The sequence below is a fragment of the Caballeronia udeis genome (assembly GCF_044909315.1).
In the GTDB taxonomy this organism is placed as follows: domain Bacteria; phylum Pseudomonadota; class Gammaproteobacteria; order Burkholderiales; family Burkholderiaceae; genus Caballeronia; species Caballeronia udeis_A.
In genome coordinates this window covers 106,683-125,259 of record NZ_JBIYEB010000027.1, presented here as the reverse complement: position 1 = coordinate 125,259, position 18,577 = coordinate 106,683, and the positions used below count along the sequence as shown (strand labels likewise).

The following is an 18,577-nucleotide window of genomic DNA, read 5'->3' as shown; positions in this document are numbered from 1 at the left end:
CCGGCATTGCACCGACTCGCAAAAAAATAGAAGAAACACGACATGGCGGCCAGGAGCATTTTTTGGCCTGTATACTCGGTTTCACCAACGCCTAGCGGGAACGTCATGGCACGCGAAACAACACCGTCCCTTGGCCGGGAACTCGTGGATCAACTCGACCGCGCCAGCGTCAAGCGGGACGGCAACGCGTCGCGTCCGGGAGCCGAGCTCAATATCGGATTCCTGCTCTGGCCCACGTTCCCACTGCTTTCCTTGGCGGGCTTCTGTGATGCATTGCGCCATGCGGCCGATCTCGGCGACCAGAGCCGTCCGCTGCGTTGCACATGGGTGCTCCTCGGCATGGCCGATGAAACCGTGGAGGCGAGTTGCGGTGTGGCTGTGCCGGTGCACGCGGTACAGGGATCGCCCCGGCAATTTGATTATCTCGTTGTGATCGGCGGTCTCCTGCCTAAGTTGGAACAGGTTGACCGGCGCTACTGGGACTATTTGCGCGAGGCCGACGCCGAAGGCGTGCCGCTGATCGGCATGTGCACAGGAAGCTTTGTGCTGGCCAAAGCCGATTTGATGAGCGACCGTGTTGCATGCGTGCACGCGTTCCACCTGGAGGACTACAAGACCATGTTCCCGGCCTTGCGAGTCGTCGCCAATTCGGACTACCTGATCGACGGCAACCGCATTACATGCGCCGGTGGCGTGTCCGTCCTTGAACTGGCAACACGTTTGATCAGCTTGCATTGCGGCTCCGACCGAGCCGCCAAGGTGATCCATCAAATGACCGTCAGCCGCCAGGGCGGCACGTCGTTCGTGGAGCGCCGCAAGGCACTGGGCTATCTGGCAGTCGGTGACTTGCTGGTACGGCACGCTATCGTGCTGATGGAAGAAAACCTGGAGGCGCCGCTCAACGTCACGGTGATCGCGAAGATGACGGGTACGAGCGTCAGGCAACTCGAACGCAACTTCCTGAGCGAAATGGGTGTATCGCCGAAAGAGTTTTATCGGACGATGCGACTTCGATATGCGCGTTGGCTACTGCTTAATACGGAAAAGCGCATTACGGTAATCGCGTATGAATGCGGATTTGCCGACTCTGCACATTTTATTCGTGGCTTCAAGGAGGTCTACGGTGTGACGCCCGGCAGACTCAGGACGTCACTTGAAGAGCGTTTATCCTGAGACGTGGCGCACGTAAGGTACGCCAGGTGCCGGGTCGTGGCGCAGGCAGTCAGCACGACGACAAGAGGCACGCCGGAGCACAACCTCTGTGAGGTGGCCAACTCCTCATTGACCGGAAAGATCGAAGTACTTTTTGAGAACCAGCAACGAGATAAGCTTTTCCCGTCTCGTGTCGAGAAACTGCATGGCGTACTGATTGGCATTTCGAATGATTGCCATCGCCTTGTCTGTATGCTTTGTGTAATATTTTATTTTATCTTCCAGATCGGAAAAATCGTCGTCCAAGAGTACGTAATGGTGATCCGGTATTAATGATCCTTCCATGAACCAGCTCTCCACGCGCGGTTTGCGCATGAAGCAAACCGAATTTGAAAGCATGATCCATTTCAAGTTGGTAGCAACGTCATTGCCTTCCAGACTGATAATGAATTTGTACTTCAATTGATCCAGAATGCTCATGTAGGGCCGGTGTCCATGCTGCCCTTTTTTCAAATCATCAGTGTCGCCTATGTCAGCGATTGGTGAGGAGAAGTATCTGGCGACGAATTCTTTCCGATGTTCCTGGTAACACGCACCCCGGAACACAGCCATATCGAGTTTGCTTTGAAATGGCCTTGTGTCTTCGACGAAATTGAAATGCCTTATTTTATCCAGCTTCAATATGACGGAATTATTATTGGCTTCGGTGAGCGGTCTGGTTTTAAGCAGGGTCGGTTCATCTACCGTTTCCTTTATGTCGGTAAAAACATAGTTAAATTTCAGGGAACGATCAAAGTAGCGGGATATTTCTTTGAAATCATAGTAGTAGGCGCTGGGGTTGCCTCGCAGGGGCAGAGCGCCGCTGCGGCTCGCCGTTTCGTTCAGGACAAACCGCTGCTCAAGCTTATTATAATAATTAGCGCGCGTACGAATGTAGTTCCATTGCTGCTCGTCCAGGTTCCTGAACAGCCGATCATATCTCTTTTCAAAAATCAAAGACGGGAAGAGATCGAAAATAACATTTTTTGCGTAAAATTTAATTTTTCTGGCATGCATAAATCTGACTCGTTCATCCAATTGAAGCACTAAATTTAACGAAAATTGGTTGAAAACATTCACGGGGCAGGTGAGCCGTGATTCTTCGAAAGCTGCATCACCTTTGGATCACACCGACATGCTCTGCCGCGGTTGTTGCGCTGTCGTTACTTTGCGAAAACTTCGCAAAAATAATGTGCCAGCGCGGGATGCCGCACAGTAATAAATTGAACGGACGGAACTGCTGCTGCGTAATGCGAAACTCCCAAGTATCGCTAGTGTACCTGCTACCACTTTTTCGAAGAAATAGTCAACCGTTTTTTACAATTGAAAGGGTACTCAATCCCCTGCGGCTACTGATGGCCGCTGGTGTGGTGCGGGGTATTGTGTTGTGGGAGGGGCAAGCGTTTGCGGACCCCGAGGGGTTCATCGGAATGACAGGGTCCGCGTTCTCCGGCAGCGGTTTGGCAGAATGATGACCAACACACGTACATACTAAGCTTTGCTGATTATTTCCAGTTACCGGGCAAGCGGCTCGGCAATGGGTAGCCGTTGCGCCACTGCCCGACTTGTCACTTATATCCCACCCAAACTCGACATCAGGTTTGCCGCATTAAAAGCAGACCGCAACCATGTTTCAAATGTCGCTGCTGCTTGTGAACTGGTTTTATACCCTCTCGATCGCACCAAGTAATAAGACGTCACTTCAACGCTGAACCGGGCGTCGTCGAAAGGCGCGATAAGCCGTCCGTCGCTCAGTTCTTCCGCCGCCAGAACCTCGCTTTCAAGCACGACACCCAGACCATCGACCGCGGCTTCGATCGCCATGACCGAGCGGTCGAGCCAGAGCTCGTTGTCGGGTCTGACTTCCGCGTCGCAAACACGCCGCAAATACTCCGACCACGTCAGCCCGTTGGATGAATGGATCAGGGTCGCGCGCAAAAGGTCCTCCGGTGTGCGCAGTGCGAGCGTGGCGGCCAGCGCAGGACTGCACAAGGGACGCAATCGCTCCAGCAACAAGGGCTCAACATCAAGTTTCGACGTATTCGATGTATTCGACGTATTGGGGTGCCCATAAGCGATCGCAATGTCAAACCGCGTTGTCTCGAGGTCATCGTGATCTGAAAGCGTGGACAGCCGGATCCGGATATCCGGATTGGCGCGCAGGAATTCCGGTAGCCTGGGTTGCAGCCATTTGGCGGCGAAACTCGGACCCGATGCAACCACCAGATGACCGCGTTGCGACTGCGGCGCGACCAGGCTGGTGGCTTCAGCGATTACTCCGAATGCGCGTTCAAGCTCGCGGGCGTAGGTGCGCCCCGCTGCCGTCAGTGCCGCTCGCCCCGGATGCCGTTGAAACAACGGCACGCCCAAAAAATCCTCGAGTTGCTGGATGTGGTGACTGACCGCCGACGGTGTGACCGCAAGTTCTTCCGCGCCAAGCGCGAAGCTTCCCCGCCGTGCTGCTGCCTCGAACGCGAGGAGCGCCTTGAGCGGCGGCATGCGGGATTTCGTCGTGTTTCTACTTGAGCTCATTTGACGGGGTGCTGAGTTATATGCGTTGGCGCCGGGATTTTCGCCTACCTATGATCTTTTCTGACGGCGGTCAGCCAAAGCAAATCGTATGCCAAATATTGCACGTCGACGAGCATGGCGCGGTGGCAGTCGTTCGATGGATGTCATGCAACCCAGGTTATGTGGCCAGCGCGGCGATCAAGGATCAGCACTGGTTGGATAACGAGCCAATGGAGTGAACGATGAAAGAAGGACTTCTGCAAGCATCCCGGGACTTTTTGGTCAGATACGGCGGCGACACCTTCCCGAATCTGTTCACGTCTGCGAAGGGCACTATCGTAAAAGATAGCAACGGGCGCGAGTACCTGGACTTCACATCAGGGCAGATGTGCGCCACGATCGGGCACAACCATCCTGCGATTGTGGAAGCCGTTCACCGGGCTGGCGAGAAGGCGTTCCACATGTTCAGCGGCATGATCCCCGAGGTCGTGGCCGAGCTCGGGCAGACGCTTGCACGCGACTGGTTGCCGGGCGATCTCAAGAAGACGATCTTCATCAATACCGGTTCGGAAGCGACCGAGGTCGCGCTGCGCATGGCCAAGATGTATACCGACGGCTATGAAGTCCTCGCGCTGGGAGGTTCATGGCACGGCATCACCGGCGGCGCCAGCACCGTGTCCTTCGCGAGCGACCGCAAGGGTTACGGCGTTCCCGCACCCGGTGTTTTCCTGATTCCCGAGCCGAATTCATATCGCCCGTACATTCAGGCGGCGACCCCGGAAGAAGCTGCGCTCGCAAACCTGAACCTCGCGTTGAAGATGTTCGACATGCAGTCGAGCGGGCGCGGCGCGGCGATCATTGTCGAGCCCGTTATCAGCGCGGGGGGCGTGCTGGTGCCGCCGAAGTCGTTCATGCAGGCGCTGAGAAAGGCGGCGGACGACCGCGGCATGCTGCTGATTTTCGATGAAGCGCAAACGGCGTTCGGTCGTATCGGAACCCGTACCGGATCCGAATTCTTCGGTGTCGTTCCCGACATCATGACCATGTCAAAAACGCTGGGTGGCGGGTTGCCGCTAGCAGCGGTATCGACTACTGCGAAGATCGAAGAGGTGCTCCACCAGAAACACTTCACGTTTTATACGAGTCACGTTTCCGACCCGCTGACGGCGGAAGTCGGACTCGCGGTCCTGAAGGTGATCAAGGAGGAGAACCTCATAGCGCGCGCTAATGAAATGGGGGGATACCTGCGCGGCCGCTTCGAAGAATTGCAGCAGCGCTACGAGGTGATCGGTGACATTCGGGGAGCAGGCCTTCTGCTTGGCGTCGAGCTGGTGACCGACCGGGCTTCGCGCAATCCGGCGCATGAGCTGGGTGCCATGACGACCCGGAAATGCTTCGAGAACGGCCTGAGCATGAACATTCGCCGCCGGCCGGAACGCGGCTCCGTGTGGCGCATTGCGCCGCCGCTGACGGTTTCAATAGACGAGATCGATCGAGCGGTGGACATCCTCGATAAAGCATTGCGCGACAGTCTCGACGAAACAGCGGTAGCGAAAGCGGCCTGACGGCCTGACGTTTGGCGTGGATATCGAACGGATTTTTTCAACAGTGGGGAAACCATGAAGCGCACCGCGGCGAGACATTGGCTGTTCATTGCGGCCATTACCGGCTTTGGACTTACTGCTCCGGCAGCGCACGCGGACAGTCCGACGCTCGACAAAATCCGTTCGTCCAACACGCTGACGCTTGGCTATCGGGAATCATCGATTCCGTTTTCCTTTCTGGGCGTTGATCAAAGGCCAGTGGGCTTCTCGCTGGACCTGTGCACTGCAATCGCGGAAAGATTGAAGACGGACCTGAAGCTGCCGAAGCTGAACGTTGCCTATCTCGCGGTCAGCGCCGCTAACCGGATTCCGCTTCTGCAAAACGGCACGATCGACATTGAATGCGGAAGCACGACCAATACAGAGGAACGCCAGCAGCAGGTCGGATTTTCGGTGGCCACCTTCGCCGGCGGCCCGACCTGGCTGACCACGGCGTCGTCGGGAATCACCGATGTAAAAGGACTTCAAGGCAAGACCGTTGTACTGACGCAAGGGTCTCTCAACCTGGGTCTTGCGATGAAGAACAATAGCGATCTCAAGCTCAACATGACGATCGTTCAATCCAAGGAACAAGCCGAATCTCTCTTATTGCTGCGCACAGGGCGCGCTTCGGCATTGTTTGAAGACAACATCCTGGAAGCAGGCCTTGTCGCCGGATCACCGGACCCCAAAGCATTCCGATATCTCCCGAACGCAAGTGGGCAGGTCTATTACTACGGGCTGATGATCCCGAAGAACGATCCGGAATTCAAGTCTGTGGTGGACGGCGCGCTCAGTGCCGAAATGGCGTCCGGGGAATTTTCAAAGACTTACGCCAAGTGGTTTACGCAGCCTATTCCGCCTCACGGACAGAACCTTGCGCTACCCATGAACGAAGCGCTCAAAGCGCGAGTGGCAGCGCCTAGCGACTCTCTTGCGCAGTAGCGCTCAACACGATCTGTCTAAACATCCTCCCCGGGCAGCGGCCGATTAAAACCCGGTGCGCGCCGGGTAGATCGCGGCCATCAAACAGCGACATCGCCGGTCATCTACTCGATAGCCGATGCGGTGCTCTTTCATTGCCTCCTTTTTCAGTGAGCGGAAAAGCCATGCAAGTTCTCTTTGAGCAGACAGCAGAGGGCGGTACTTACCTGAGCTGGCTGATGTCCGGCTTATGCTGGACGTTGCTCCTGTGGTTTGTTTCCGGCGTACTTGCGTTCGCGATCGGGATAACCGTTGGTGCGGCTCGAACGGTCCGCTATCTTCCATTGCGAATTGCGGCACGGCTTTATGTTCAGGTGTTCCGCAATGTCCCGTTGCTTGTGCAAGTGTTCCTTTGGTATTTCGTCCTTCCCGAGGTGATTCCTGCTGCATGGGGAAACTCGATCAAGCAGGTCGCGCCGCCCTGGGCCAGTTTTTATCCTGCTGTGGCCGGGCTTGGCTTGTACACGGCATCGCGGATTGCAGAGCAGGTCCGCGCCGGCATCAATTCGCTCTCCGATGGCCAGAGAAAAGCGGCGGATGCGCTCGGCCTGACCGCTTTCCAGACCTACCTGCTGATCTTGTTGCCGCAAGCCCTTCGCATAACCATCCCGACGCTAACCAGTGAAGCACTGGGCCTCCTGAAAAATACGTCGGTTGCACTGACTATCGGTTTGCTTGAGATCACGGCCCGGGCGGAACAGATCAACGAATTCACGTTCACGACGTTCGACGCCTTTGCGAGTGCAACGGTTCTGTACTTGCTGATTGCACTCGTGTTGCACCGGGTCGCATTTCAGGTCGAACGAATGTTCCGGATCCCCGGAACGAGCCAAAACACCATGTTCAGAAAGTAGAGGGTCGTCATGTCTTTTGATTTCGCGGCGGTCATCAACGCCACCCCATACCTGCTGCAGGGGCTTTTGTTTTCCATCGAACTCACGCTGGTGGCCATGATCGGCGGAATGGTGTTAGGGACGTTCATGGCCATCACCAGGCACATGGGTGTGCCCGTTGCCGCTGAAGCCGTTCGCGCCTATGTCACCCTGATGCGGTCAATCCCGCTGATTCTCGTCCTCTTCTGGTTCTTCTTCCTGGTTCCGTTGCTGTTGGGTCATTTGACGCCGGCCGGCCGTTCAATACCACTGGGCCCTAAATTCACCGCGTTCATTACCTTCACGCTTTTTGAATCCGCCTACTACGCGGAGATAGTGCGCGCCGGGCTCAAGGCGATCGACAAAGGGCAATACGAAGGTGCGAAGGCGCTTGGTCTTTCCAACACGGCCATGTACTGGAGCGTCGTGGTGCCTCAGGTCTTGCGGGTCACTGCACCGATCATTGTGTCGCAGACAATCATCCTGTTTCAGGACACGGCGCTCGTGTACGTGCTGTCACTGACCGACTTCTTTGGTGCGGCAGCGAAGATTGCCCAGCGTGATTCGAAACTGGTGGAATTTTATTCGACGGTCGCGGTTGTCTATCTGCTCATTTGCTCGATGGGGTCCGAACTGTCCGAGCGTTTCCGGAGGAAGCAAGTGTACCGCTCACCCCGTGGCCGGTTTGAGCGCGCGAGGCGTATGTTCGGCCTTGCCCGTCCCTAGTTCATCTTTATCTTCGAGGTCTGGTCATGGATGATGCGTTTTCGACTCGGAATGAAATCCTTCGCATAGAAGGACTCGAGCAAAGCTATGGAGCGCTTCCTGTCCTGAGGGGCATCGATCTCCGCGTGAACAAAGGAGACCGAATCGTTATATGCGGTCCATCGGGTTCGGGCAAGTCGACGTTGATCAGGTGCATCAACGGATTGGAGACGTTCAAGTCCGGAAGGGTCCGTGTCAGGGACGTGCGTAGCGGAGAGCACCTGACGCTGCTGAAGGATATTCGCCGTGAGGTGGGCATGGTCTTCCAGGGTTTCAACCTGTTTCCGCATTTGTCGGTGCTTGAAAACTGCATGCTGGCGCCCATCAAGGTGCGCGGCGTGAAGAAGGCCGAGGCGCGGGAAGGAGCGCTTGGTTTCCTGCAAAAGGTCCGGGTGCTCGATCAGGCGCACAAGTATCCCGGGCAGTTATCGGGCGGACAGCAACAACGGGTCGCCATAGCACGTGCGCTGTGCATGCAGCCATCCATCATGCTCTTCGACGAACCGACCTCCGCTCTCGATCCCGAAGTAGTGCAAGAGGTTCTGGCCACCATGGTTGGACTCGCGAAGGAGGGCATGACCATGCTCTGTGTCACGCATGAAATGGGATTCGCGCGGGAAGTCGCCGACCGCGTGATCTTGATCGACGGAGGCAGGATTGTTGAAGAGGCCGCCCCCGCGCAATTTTTTGACACGCCTCAACATGAACGCACAAGGGCGTTTCTGGGGCGGGTGCTGCACGGACAAGCTGAAATCGCGTGAAGATTGACGTACGGCCGGGCGATGACGTGATGCCCTGCGCATCTGATCTATTCAACAGCCCCTAACCACTGCACCGGCTAAACCGCAGAATAAGGCTTGATCAATTCGGCAAAACGGTCGGCGAGCGTCGGCCTTGCACGGGCGGGCCAGATTGCGCTGAGTTCGAAATACGGCAACGCGGCGCCATCGGCTATTTCGCACAGCCGCACTCCGCTAAATTGCAACGCACGAACCGAATGTGGCAGCAGCGACACACCGCACCCTGCCGCCACGCACGCGAGCACGGTCAGCGACCGATTCGCCTCCTGCACAATCTCCACCTCGCAACCCGCTTGCCGGAACGCGCTCAGAATGCCCGCGCGAACGCCGGGCAACTGTCCATGCGGAAACCATACGAGCCCGTGCTCCGCGAGGTCTCGCAACGACACTCGCGTGCCCGAAGTCAGTGGAAAGGCTTGGGGCAAAACGGCGATCAAGGGCTCCCGCGCGATCAGCTTTTCGCGCATCTTGCCGCCGACCGCCACCGGCGTATGCAGCAAGCCAATATCGATCTCACCTTTCTCCAGTGCGCTCGCCTGCTCGGCATTGCTCATCTCGCGCAGCACCAATTCGACATCCGGCACCGACGCGCGCAGCGCCGCTATTGCACGCGGCAGCACTTCGAACAACGCCGCCGAGGCGAACCCGACTGTCAGCCGCCCCGCGCGTTGCGCACCGATCTCACGCGCGCGGTGCGAGGCGGCGTCGATCCTTGCAACGCTCATCCGCACGTCTTCCACGATCGCCAGTCCGGCCGCGGTCAGGTCCGCGCCGCGGCGCGTGCGGCTGAACAGTTTGACGCCCAGGTCCTTCTCCATGCGTGTGAGCGCCTGGCTCAGCGCGGGTTGTGCAATGTTCAGACGCTCGGCGGCGCGGGTGACGCTGCCGGCATCGACGACGGCGAGAAAGTACTTCAGGTTGCGTGTGTCCATATTAAAACGATATGAAAGATGATCGTTTACATCATATATGTTTATCCAAACGATCCCTAAAATGCCTCCATGGATGAGACACGCGGCTGACCTTGTCGCGAAAAATATAGATTGCTGTGCATGGGACCAGAGTAAAGCGCTAAAGCGCCAACTCTGGATCGACAGGAGAGACGACAGTGAACTGGTACCGGGACATATCCGCGACGGAAAAACGCACGCTTTGGAGTTGCTTCGCCGGCTGGGCGCTCGACGGCGTGGACACGCAATTGTTCAGCCTCGTGATCCCGACCCTGCTGGTGACGTGGGGTATCGGCAAGGGGCAGGCGGGTCTGATCGGCGGCGCGACGCTGGTCGCCGGTGCGTTGGGCGGGTTGCTCGCGGGCATGCTGTCGGACCGCTACGGCCGCGTGCGGGCACTGCAGATCACCGTGATCTGGTTCTCGCTCTTTACCTTCCTCAGCGCCTTCGCGCAGAACTTCGAACAGTTGCTTGTCCTCAAGGCTCTTCAGGGCATAGGTTTTGGCGGTGAATGGACCGCAGGCGCGGTGCTCCTGAGCGAGACCATCCGCGCGGAACATCGCGGCAAGGCGATGGGCATTGTGCAGAGCGCGTGGGGTTTCGGCTGGGCAGGCGCAGTGGTTCTCTACATGCTGGTGTTCTCGTTCGTGTCACCGGAGTGGGCGTGGCGGCTGCTGTTCGGCATCGGCGTGATTCCGGCCGGCCTCGTGCTTTATCTGCGCCGTAACGTGGTCGAACCGCCCAGAGTAGCCGTAGGCGCAGGAGCATCCAGGCAGGCGCTGCCTGCGGCAAGCAGCATCTTCGACCGGTCGGTGATCCGCACGACCATCGTGGGCGGATTGATCGGCGTGGGGGCGCATGGCGGCTATCACGCGATCACCACATGGCTGCCCACCTACCTCAAGACCGAACGGCATCTGTCCGTGCTCGGCACAGGCGGCTATCTTGCCGTCGTCATCACGGCATTCATCTGTGGCTGTTTTGTGAGCGCCTGCCTCCAGGACCGGATCGGCCGCAGGCTCAACGTGATCCTCTTCGCCGTATGCTGCGTTGCGACGGTCAATCTCTACGTCTTCCTGCCGATGGGCGACACCGCGATGCTGTTCCTCAGCTTTCCGCTAGGCCTTTTCGCGGCCGGCATTCCGGCCACGCTCGGCGCACTCTTCAACGAACTTTATCCGCAAGGCATCCGCGGCACCGGCGTAGGCTTTTGCTACAACTTCGGACGGATCGTCTCGGCAGGTTTTCCGGTGCTGGTCGGACACATGGGCAACTCGATGCCGCTCGGCTCCGCACTTGGCATCGATGCAGGCATTGCCTACGGACTCGTGGTTGTCGCTGCGCTCATGCTGCCGGAAACGAAGAACCGGCGAATCGCGACGGTAGCGGCCAATGCTCCAACCCGGGCCTGAACGAACAGCAAACCCATGATCGACGAACGGATTCAAACCATGCAGGCACAAGACACAACGGTGGTGGACCGGTGGTATGACACCAACGATATCGACGATGCCCAGATCACCGCTATCGACGCCCATGCCCACGTATTCATACGCGGCTTGCCGCTGGCGCGGCAGCGTCGCCACGCGCCGGACTACGACGCAACGCTCGACGCATACGCGGGCCATTTGCTGGCGAACGGCGTCTCGCACGCCGTGCTGGTCCAGCCCAGTTTTCTCGGCACGGACAACAGCTTTTTCCTCGATGTGGCGAAGCGCTATCCGCGACGCTTTCGCGGGGTCGCGGTCGTGGATTGTGCAGTGACTGACACCGAGCTTGCACTGCTCGATAGCACCGGCGTGGTGGGTATCCGGTTGAACCTGATCGGCTTGCCGGTTCCTCAGTTGAGCGCACCTGAGTGGCGGCGATTGCTGGCGCGTGTCAATGCGCTCGGCTGGCATGTCGAGGTCCATCGCGAAGCGGTGGATTTGCACGCGGTAACAGGTCCACTGCTGGAGCAGGGATGCACCGTGGTCGTCGATCATTTCGGCCGCTCGGATCCGCGTACCGGCGCTAACGATCCGGGTTTCGGATACCTGCTCTCGATGGCTGCAACAGGGCGTGTCTGGATTAAGCTATCGGCGGCTTACCGGAGTGCGCCCGGCGATGACGGAACAGTCTTGGGGACCACCCTGGCAAGCCGGCTTCTCGATGCTTACACGCCCGAGCGTCTGGTCTGGGGCAGCGATTGGCCGCACACGCAGCACCAGCAACTGGTCGATTACGACGCCACGCGGCGCGCGCTCGATCAATGGGTTCCCGACGCGGCGCAGCGCGAGTGGATTCTCACTCGCTCGGCCCGCACGCTGTATCGATTCGAATAAATTGTCCCGGCGTCATCATCGTCACTAACGTCAACACGGAGAGTTCAACCATGTCGCTTCCCTCTGCTGAACGTCGCAGCGCCTTCCGCTCGCTGGTCGAAAGCCGGCAAGCGTTGCTCGTGCCCGGCGCCTTCAACGCGCTAAGTGCGCGCGTTGTTGCCGATACCGGTTTCGGTGCGTTGTATATCACCGGTGCCGGCGTGACCAACATGTTTTTCGGGCTTCCGGATCTCGGGTTTATCGGCTTGAACGAAATGGCCGACCATACCGCGCGCATTCGCGACGCTGTGGACTTGCCGCTTATCGTCGATGCCGATACCGGCTACGGCAACGCGCTCAACGTGCGTCACGCGGTTCGCACGCTGGAACGTGCGGGTGCCGACGCCATCCAGCTCGAAGACCAGGTAAGTCCCAAGAAGTGCGGGCATTTCGCCGGCAAGGCGGTGATATCGGCAAGCGAGATGGTTGGCAAGCTGCACGCTGCCGTCGATGCACGCGAGGACCCCAATCTGCTGATCGTTGCCCGCACCGACGCCTGCGCGACCGATGGATTCGACGCCGCTATCGAACGCGGGCATCGCTTCGCTGAAGCTGGCGCGGATGTGCTTTTCATCGAGGCAGTTGAAACGATCGAGGAGATCCAGCGCTTGCCCGCGATGTTCAATGCGCCTCAGCTCATCAACATCGTGATTGGCGGCAAGACACCCACGCTGCCGCAATCCCGGCTGGCGGAGCTTGGTTTCGGGATCGCGCTATACGCCAACGCATCGCTACAGAGCGCCGTACGCGGCATGCAGCGGGCTCTGGGGGTATTGAAGGCCCAAGGGAAGCTCGACGAGGATCCGGACCTCGTGGTGCCGTTCAACGAGCGCCAGCGCCTGGTCGACAAACCCTTCTATGACCGGCTCGACGAAAAATACGCCGCGCATGATGACTAAGCAGATTGCGCCGCGAAGACGGTGGAGCGCGGGCTTCACCGCATAACAAACAAGACAAACAAAAGGAGACTGACTATGAGCGCCCCTCGAATGGAAGGCCCCGCGGCTCGGCCGCCGCTGTTGAGATCCATTGCGGGGGGCCTCGCCGGTAACCTGATCGAGTGGTATGACTTTCTCGCGTACAGCATCTTTTCGATCTACTTCGCCAAGGCGTTTTTTCCCAGGGACAACGCCACGGTCCAATTGATGAACGCGGCGGCCATCGCGGCGGTGGGGTATGTGGCGCGTCCGCTCGGCAGCTGGTTGATCGGGTTGTATGCGGACCGTCGCGGCCGCAAGTCCGCGCTGACCTGGTCGGTATCGGTCATGTGCATTGGCTCGCTGATCATTGCCGTGACGCCGGGCTACGCGACTATCGGCGCTTTCGCCCCCGCCATCCTGATTGTTGCGCGGCTGTTGCAAGGCTTGAGCATGGGCGGCGAATACGGCACGAGCGCGACTTATCTCAGCGAGATCGCGCCCGCGAACCGTCGGGGCTTTTACCTTGGGTTCCTGCAGGTCAGCGTGGTGACGGGGCAGTTGCTCGCGTTGGGTCTGCTGCTGGTCATGCAGCATTTGCTGTTCACCTCCGGGCAGATTGACCGGTGGGCGTGGCGAATACCGTTTGTGATTGGCGGCGTGCTTGCATTGTTTGCGCTCTACATGCGGCGCAATGTGATGGAGAGCGAGGCATTCCAGAAGAGTGGGACCCGGCACGGTCCACCTATCAGCCGGGAGATGCTGCTGCACTGGCGGCAACTTTTATTGGCTGTCGGAATCACCGTGGGCGGGACCGTGGGTTTCTATACCTACACCGTCTATATGCAGAAATTCCTTGTGAATACCGTTGGGCTTGGCAAGGAAACGGCGACACTGGTTTCCGCTTTGGCGCTGTTGCTGTACATGCCGTTGCAGCCGCTCTTTGGCCTCGCCTCCGACATCCTGGGACGCCGGCCTGTCCTGATCTTTTTCGGGCTGAGCTGTACATTGTTTTCCGTACCCATTTTCAACGCGCTTGCCAGTACGCATGATCCCCTCGTTGCGTTCGTCTTGTCGTTTTGCGGGCTCTTCATGCTGAGCGGTTTTACGTCGGTTCACATGCTGGCGAAGACCGAATTGTTTCCGGTGCGCATCCGGGCGCTGGCTGTGGGGCTGCCCTATGCACTGACCACGGCCATTCTGGGCGGCACCACGGAATTCGTCGCGCTGAAGTTCAAGTCGATCGGGCACGAGCAGTATTTTTACTGGTACGTGTCGGCGTGGTCCGCTATTTCGCTGCTCGTCTATCTGAAAATGCCGGAGACGAATGGGCGCAGCGCGAGACTTAAGCTTCAGGAGACGATCGAGTGACGAGGGCGGGCGGGAGAAGCGGGCGCTGCCGTTGATGAGCCGAGTTGTCATGCCCCTTTTTCCCGATCCGCGCTCCCTTGTGCATTCGCTGGAACCGTGTCAATCTATTTCCCGTTCGCCACGCGGCGTCTGCATTGAAAAAATCGACTCCCAGCGATTTCCGCCGAAGCCTGCTGAAGTTTGAAACCCGGCGAACCGTGTCACGCGAACCGTCCGTCCCCAAGCGCAATACAAGAATAAAAAGCGCCGCCGGACGAGGCCGCTGTTTCATTGAGGTGCTTCATTAATAGACGGAGTCAACCATGTCTATTGTTGCCATTGATGGTGTTCGCTGGACCAATGATCGCGTCACTCATGTACGTTGGGGCAGCATCGATGAATTGACGGCCAGCTGGACGTCGGTACCCAAAGTAGTCGATGTGGACCGCGTTGTAAAAGTCCTCGAAAAAGGGGAGACGGTGCGCACGGTGTTCAAGCTTGGGGGGCGAAGCTATCTGGGTCCTCAGGTCAGCTCGATCCCTTACGCTAACGGCCACATTGGCATTGAAACCTCTTTTGAAGAGGGTCGGATTGAAAAGACGTTGGAAGATCTGCCAACTGTTTGATCGATTCAACTGACTTCGTTTTACCCTTCCGCGATAGTGGACAAGCTTGGGTGGCGCGATTGTGCCGCCCAAGCTTGTCCGTTGAACTCATTCGTCCAGGAACGCTTGCTCCAGCTCGTCGGAATAAACCTCCGCAAGCAGCGCGCGCAGCTTCGACGCCCTGGCTGCGCCATAGGCGTTTTCGAAGCGCATTTGCGCTTCATTCCAAAGGACTTTCGACTCCGCCAGCTTCTTTTTTCCGGCTGGAGTCAGGGCAACGCGGCGCCCGCGTTTATCCGTTTCATCGGGAAGCGATTCGACAAAACCGTCGCGCTCAAGCGGCTTCAGATTGTGTGAAAGCGCGGACCGGTCCAGCACCATGTCGTTGGCCAGGTCGCTCATGTTCGGTGTGCCCGCCCGATCGATATGCGCAAGTGTTGAATGCTGCGACAGCTTGAGGCCGCAAGGCGCGAGCACGGTGTCGTAAAGCTGCGAGAGCCTGCGCGTGGCTTTACGCAACGCGGCGCCGTTGCATACCGAGACCGCGGCGGACGAGTGCTGTTTGTTCGAAGTGTTCATGGCTCACGTGAAAATGACGGTTCGAAAGATCATCCGGCAATCTTAGTCTATCGACACATCCAGGCGCATGGCGGACGGCCGATCCGGATGAGGCGCCGTTTCCTCGGCGCTGATCAGCAGCCAGCACGACGCGCACGCCACGAATGCAACCGCGGACGCCGCAAACAGCACACCTTCATACCCGTATCCGAGACTGGCCCGTGCGATTGATCCAAGCCCCTGGTGCGATGAAATCAGCGACGCTGCCGAAGCCAGATTCCCGTTTGCTATGGAGCGGGTAATCTCGAGCTTGTCGTGGCCGCCGAGTGCCGGCAGTTCTCTCTCAATGCTCGCCTGGATCCGATAAAACAATAGCGCGCCTAACGCCGCGAACCCCACCACAATGCCGCTGAACCGCATGGTTCCGGATACCCCCGACGCCATGCCCGCCCGCTCCACGGGGATCACGGTCATGCTGACCTTGGCGATCTGACCGTTGAGAATCCCGGCACCGGTGGAGGCGATCAGCATGGGGACGAAGATCGCGCCATAGCTGAATGCCTGGATCCGCAGCGCGGTTCCGAACAAGCCAACTGCGACCAGCAACAGGCCGCAGACAAGCAGCATGCGTCCCGACATCCGGTGATCAAGGTACACGGACACGATGCGCGGCACCCCGAACAAGGGCACGGCGAGCGGCAGCATCAGCAGGCCGGCATCGAGCGGAGAATAGCCGAGCGCGCTTTGGAAAAAGAAGGGCAGATAGGTCAGCATGGTCAGGAACGCGACCGCGTACGACACGCCGGCCAGATTCGCGCCGAGATAGGTCCGCTTGATGAAATAGCCAAGTTCGACCATCGGACGCACCTGCCTGAGTTCGACGATCACGAACGCGATAAGGAAAATGACCGAGCCTGCCAGCCGCGCCCTGACGGACGTGCTCAGCCATCCCTCACGGTTGCCCGAGATCAACGCCCAGGTCAGCAGTCCAAGAAATGCGCTGAACGTCACGACTCCCCGGACGTCAATGGCGAGCGCATGCGGATCCCTGGATTCATCGACTACGAAATACGTCAGCGCGATCATGATTGCGCCAACTGGCAGGTTCACATAGAAAGCCCACTGCCAGCCGAGCGACTGCGTGATCAATCCGCCGGCCACGGGGCCGAGCATGATGGCCACGCCGATCACCGAGCCCCAGAACGCAAATGCCTTGGCGCGTTCCTTCCCCTGGAATCCATGGGCGAGAACGGCGAGTGCGGCGCTTAGCTGCAACGCGGCGCCTACGCCTTGGAGTGCGCGTGCGCTGTTCAGGACAACCGTCGACGTAGCCGCGCCGCAGATGAAAGACGCGGTGGTGAAGACGAACAAGCCGATGATCAGCAAGCGCTTTCTGCCGAAGCGGTCGGCGAGCGCTCCGGCCGGCATGACCAACGTTGCAAACGCCAGCGTGTACGCCGAGATCACCCATTCAATCCCGGCGAAATCCGCATGCAGCGAACGCGCGATCGAGGAGAGCGACACCGCGACAATATTGGCGTCCAGGTTGATCATGAATGACGGTACCGACACGCATAACAGCAACAGAAACCTTTTCTGCATAACTTTGCCTTGACGGGATAAGCGGCGGCGGACCGGGCGAATCGATTGTTGCAGGTACATCCAATATAGTGGCATATGCCACTATATTATCTCGTGCAGCCATTTAGGCAAGCAAATTCTATTGCGAGCTTATGCGCGGCAAGAACTCGTCTTGGCGGAAATGAAGACGCACGGATACCCGTGCGTTGGTGTGCTGGAGGAGAGAGGAGGCTTGTGGGCAGCTTTCAGCCAGAGCCCGGCGGGCTCTACAAGGCGAGCTTGTAACCCTCGTGGCTGGCCTTGAAACCGAGATTTTCATAGAACCGGTGGGCGTCGGTGCGGCTCTTGTCGGTGGTGAGCTGGACGAGACTGCACCCTCGCGACTTGCACTCGGAGATTGCCCATTCGAACATCTTGTGGCCTAGCCCGGAGTCACGCCGATGCGCGGCAATCCGGACTGCCTCGATCTGTCCCCTCCACGAACCCAGGCGTGCAATGCCGGGGATGAACGAAAGTTGCAGTGTGCCGATTATCTCGGTGCCGTCGACGACCACCACCAGCCGTTGGTTCACATCGGCTTCTATAGACTGGAACGCATCCACATAACGTTGATCAAGCGGCGTGCCGGTGTTTTCTCTCTTGCTCCCCAATTCGTCGTCGGCCAGCAAGGCGACGATTGCGGGGATATCCGCCAGGAGAGCGGTCCGGAAAACAAGGTGATTCATGCTGGAACCTCAGAGGGTCGGGAGTTGAAGGATGCAAACCCGGGTTGCCCGGCGAACCATGCTATTCCTCGTCGCCCAGAAGCGTGCGGAGCATGCGTTCGGGATTGACCAGGAACGACCTCATGACCTGGAAGTGTTCGGTCTCTTCGTAGGTGACGCGCGTTACGCCTTCCGCGGTGAATTCGTAGATCCACGCATCCGGATACGCCATCAGAATAGGCGAGTGAGTGGCAATGATGAACTGGGAATCGTCGCGGGCAAGATCGTGAAATCGGGCAAGCGCGGTGAGTTGACGTTGTGGCGATAACGCGGCCTCAGGCTCATCGAGGAGGTAAAGACCCTTGCCGCCGAGGCGGTTCATCAACAGCGCCAGGAAAGACTCGCCATGCGAGCGCTCGTGCAGTGAATTTCCGCCGTAAGAGTTAATGACGGGAGGACCGAGCGAAGGTTCTGCGTCGAGCTTCTCGATCTCGGTGGCCACGTTGAAGAAGCTTTCCGCGCGCAGAAAGAATCCATCCTTCGGACGTTTCACGCCCTTGGCTATGCGGAGGTATTCGTCAAGCACCGAGTGCGAGGCTCGGGTCCCGAAGTTGAAGTTCTTCGTGCCGCCCTCGGGGTTGAATCCCATGGAGACAGCAATAGCTTCCAGGAGCGTCGATTTCCCCGAGCCGTTTTCACCGACGAAGAAAGTCATCTTTGGATGCAGTTCCAGAGTCTCCAGTGATCGGACAGCCGGCAACGAGAACGGATAACGATCGAATGATTCGACCTTGTCTCGCTGCAAAGTGATCCGGCTGATGTACTGGGTAGAGATCATGATGT

General features: G+C 58.3%; 18 protein-coding genes. 11 read left to right on the top strand and 7 right to left on the bottom strand.

Annotated elements, in window-relative coordinates:
• Positions 1 to 105 precede the first annotated feature (105 nt).
• Positions 106 to 1,173 (top strand): GlxA family transcriptional regulator, encoded by a 1,068-nt coding sequence (locus ABH944_RS33490; protein WP_404611684.1) that lies wholly within the window; start codon positions 106 to 108, stop codon positions 1,171 to 1,173.
• 105 nt (positions 1,174 to 1,278) lie between these two features.
• Here the strand turns inward: ABH944_RS33490 and ABH944_RS33485 are convergent, their stop codons facing one another.
• The gene (locus ABH944_RS33485; protein WP_404611682.1) at positions 1,279 to 2,208 is read right to left on the bottom strand and encodes a glycosyl transferase family 90; all 930 of its coding nucleotides are present in this window, start codon (positions 2,206 to 2,208) and stop codon (positions 1,279 to 1,281) included.
• Positions 2,209 to 2,763: 555 nt separating this feature from the next.
• Positions 2,764 to 3,690, bottom strand: coding sequence for a LysR substrate-binding domain-containing protein (locus ABH944_RS33480; RefSeq protein ID WP_404611680.1), 927 nt, complete (start codon positions 3,688 to 3,690; stop codon positions 2,764 to 2,766).
• Positions 3,691 to 3,944: 254 nt separating this feature from the next.
• On the opposite strand from ABH944_RS33480, the gene ABH944_RS33475 reads away from it, so the two are divergent.
• From ABH944_RS33475 to ABH944_RS33455, 5 genes are all read left to right on the top strand, one after another.
• Positions 3,945 to 5,267 (top strand): aspartate aminotransferase family protein, encoded by a 1,323-nt coding sequence (locus ABH944_RS33475; RefSeq protein WP_404611678.1) that lies wholly within the window; start codon positions 3,945 to 3,947, stop codon positions 5,265 to 5,267.
• Between the two features lie 54 nt (positions 5,268 to 5,321).
• Entirely contained in the window at positions 5,322 to 6,230 is a 909-nt protein-coding gene (locus tag ABH944_RS33470) for an amino acid ABC transporter substrate-binding protein (RefSeq protein WP_404611676.1), read from the top strand.
• A gap of 164 nt (positions 6,231 to 6,394) precedes the next feature.
• Positions 6,395 to 7,123 carry an amino acid ABC transporter permease gene (locus ABH944_RS33465; RefSeq protein WP_404611674.1) on the top strand — a complete coding sequence of 243 codons (729 nt, stop codon included), beginning with the start codon at positions 6,395 to 6,397 and terminating at the stop codon, positions 7,121 to 7,123.
• A 9-nt stretch (positions 7,124 to 7,132) separates the two neighbouring features.
• Positions 7,133 to 7,867 (top strand): amino acid ABC transporter permease, encoded by a 735-nt coding sequence (locus ABH944_RS33460; protein WP_404611672.1) that lies wholly within the window; start codon positions 7,133 to 7,135, stop codon positions 7,865 to 7,867.
• 26 nt (positions 7,868 to 7,893) lie between these two features.
• Positions 7,894 to 8,667, top strand: a complete 774-nt coding sequence (locus tag ABH944_RS33455) for an amino acid ABC transporter ATP-binding protein (protein WP_404611669.1) — start codon at positions 7,894 to 7,896, stop codon at positions 8,665 to 8,667.
• A gap of 77 nt (positions 8,668 to 8,744) precedes the next feature.
• On the opposite strand, the gene ABH944_RS33450 is transcribed toward ABH944_RS33455, so the two are convergent.
• Positions 8,745 to 9,638 carry a LysR family transcriptional regulator gene (locus ABH944_RS33450; RefSeq protein ID WP_404611668.1) on the bottom strand — a complete coding sequence of 298 codons (894 nt, stop codon included), beginning with the start codon at positions 9,636 to 9,638 and terminating at the stop codon, positions 8,745 to 8,747.
• A 176-nt stretch (positions 9,639 to 9,814) separates the two neighbouring features.
• Between ABH944_RS33450 and ABH944_RS33445 the strand changes: the two genes are divergently transcribed.
• From ABH944_RS33445 to ABH944_RS33425, 5 genes are all read left to right on the top strand, one after another.
• Positions 9,815 to 11,068, top strand: a complete 1,254-nt coding sequence (locus tag ABH944_RS33445; protein ID WP_404611666.1) for an MFS transporter — start codon at positions 9,815 to 9,817, stop codon at positions 11,066 to 11,068.
• Positions 11,069 to 11,083: 15 nt separating this feature from the next.
• Positions 11,084 to 11,980, top strand: a complete 897-nt coding sequence (locus ABH944_RS33440) for an amidohydrolase family protein (RefSeq protein WP_404611664.1) — start codon at positions 11,084 to 11,086, stop codon at positions 11,978 to 11,980.
• Positions 11,981 to 12,030: 50 nt separating this feature from the next.
• A complete protein-coding gene (locus ABH944_RS33435) occupies positions 12,031 to 12,918 on the top strand; it encodes an isocitrate lyase/PEP mutase family protein (RefSeq protein WP_404611662.1) in 888 nt (295 codons plus the stop codon).
• A 75-nt stretch (positions 12,919 to 12,993) separates the two neighbouring features.
• Complete coding sequence (locus ABH944_RS33430) at positions 12,994 to 14,307, top strand: MFS transporter (protein WP_404611660.1); 1,314 nt, start codon at positions 12,994 to 12,996, stop codon at positions 14,305 to 14,307.
• A gap of 302 nt (positions 14,308 to 14,609) precedes the next feature.
• The gene (locus ABH944_RS33425; protein ID WP_404611658.1) at positions 14,610 to 14,912 is read left to right on the top strand and encodes a hypothetical protein; all 303 of its coding nucleotides are present in this window, start codon (positions 14,610 to 14,612) and stop codon (positions 14,910 to 14,912) included.
• An 87-nt stretch (positions 14,913 to 14,999) separates the two neighbouring features.
• Here ABH944_RS33425 and ABH944_RS33420 read toward each other — a convergent pair whose 3' ends face one another.
• The 4 genes from ABH944_RS33420 to ABH944_RS33405 form a co-directional block, all read right to left on the bottom strand.
• Positions 15,000 to 15,470 carry a MarR family winged helix-turn-helix transcriptional regulator gene (locus tag ABH944_RS33420; protein WP_404611656.1) on the bottom strand — a complete coding sequence of 157 codons (471 nt, stop codon included), beginning with the start codon at positions 15,468 to 15,470 and terminating at the stop codon, positions 15,000 to 15,002.
• 42 nt (positions 15,471 to 15,512) lie between these two features.
• Entirely contained in the window at positions 15,513 to 17,051 is a 1,539-nt protein-coding gene (locus ABH944_RS33415) for an MFS transporter (protein ID WP_404611654.1), read from the bottom strand.
• A gap of 245 nt (positions 17,052 to 17,296) precedes the next feature.
• A complete protein-coding gene (locus tag ABH944_RS33410) occupies positions 17,297 to 17,755 on the bottom strand; it encodes a GNAT family N-acetyltransferase (RefSeq protein ID WP_404611652.1) in 459 nt (152 codons plus the stop codon).
• A gap of 61 nt (positions 17,756 to 17,816) precedes the next feature.
• A complete protein-coding gene (locus ABH944_RS33405; RefSeq protein ID WP_404611712.1) occupies positions 17,817 to 18,572 on the bottom strand; it encodes an AAA family ATPase in 756 nt (251 codons plus the stop codon).
• Between the last annotated feature and the right edge of the window lie 5 nt (positions 18,573 to 18,577).